We start from the raw sequence: 1,208 nt of genomic DNA on the forward strand, positions 1-1,208 counted from the left end.
GCCTTCTGAAGGACGGACAAATGAAGCGAGCCAGGTTTACGGAAGAGCAGATTATAGGCGTGCTGCGCGAGCATGAGGCCGGTGCGAAGACGGCCGATTTGGCACGCAAGCACGGCGTCTCGGAAGCGACGCTTTACAACTGGAAGTCCAAATTCGGCGGTATGGACGTCTCGGATGCCAAGCGGCTACGGCAGCTTGAGGACGAGAACGCCAAGCTGAAGAAGCTATTGGCCGAGCAGATGCTGGATGCGGCGGCGCTGCGTGAGCTTCTTTCAAAAACATGGTAGGGCCCGCCGCCAAGCGCGAAGCTGTCGCGCATCTGCAGGCCGAATTGGGACTGTCAGAACGGCGGGCCTGCATCATCGTCAGCGCCGACCGCAAGATGATCCGTTATCGGTCGAGCCGGCCGCCCGATGCCGAACTGCGGGTCCAACTGCGCGAACTGGCCAACGCCCGCCGGCGCTTCGGCTATCGGCGGTTATTCGTGCTGCTGCGTCAGCATGGCGAGCCGTCCGGGCTGAACCGTATCTACCGGCTTTATCGGGAGGAAGGCCTCAGCGTGCGTAAGCGCCGGGCTCGCCGCCGCGCGGTCGGCACCCGGGCGCCGATCCTGCTCGAGGCCCGGCCGAATGCCCGTTGGTCGCTGGATTTTGTCCATGACCAGTTTGCCAATGGGCGCCGGTTCCGGATCCTCAACATCGTCGATGACGTGACCCGGGAATGCCTGGCGGCGATCCCCGATACTTCGATCCCGGGACGGCGGGTGGCGCGCGAGCTGACGGCGTTGATTGGTCGCCGCGGCAAGCCTGGCATGATCGTCTCGGACAACGGCACCGAGTTCACCTGCAACGCCATTCTGACTTGGTCAGAGGACAACCAGATTGCCTGGCACTTTATCGCGCCAGGCAAACCGATGCAGAACGGCTTCTGTGAAAGCTTCAACGGCCGGATGCGAGACGAGCTTCTCAACGAAACCCTGTTCTTCGGCCTTGATCACGCCCGAACCAGGATTGCGGCGTGGGCCGATGACTACAATAGCCACCGCCCGCATTCGTCGCTGGGCTATCTAACACCCGCGGCCTATTCCGCCAACCTCACCGCAACGTGCGACCGGCTGCGCAACCCCGACCAGCTCCGCCGATCGCACGTTGTTCACCCCGCGCCAAACGGCGTAAGATCCGCCGAGACTCTAATCGCCAATGGATGAA

Annotated in this window: 1 protein-coding gene; it reads left to right on the forward strand. The window is 62.7% G+C overall.

What is annotated here, in order from left to right; all coding sequences use genetic code 11:
- Nucleotides 1-20 precede the first annotated feature (20 nt).
- Nucleotides 21-1,207, forward strand: a protein-coding gene (locus AC0L27_RS41040; RefSeq protein WP_473323776.1) for an IS3 family transposase whose coding sequence is annotated in 2 segments (ribosomal slippage) — nucleotides 21-279 and nucleotides 279-1,207 — 1,188 coding nt in all. Because the reading frame shifts where the segments join, the coding sequence is not laid out codon by codon here.
- Nucleotide 1,208 lies beyond the last annotated feature (1 nt).

Source organism: Bradyrhizobium sp. Ken51, from assembly GCF_055807435.1.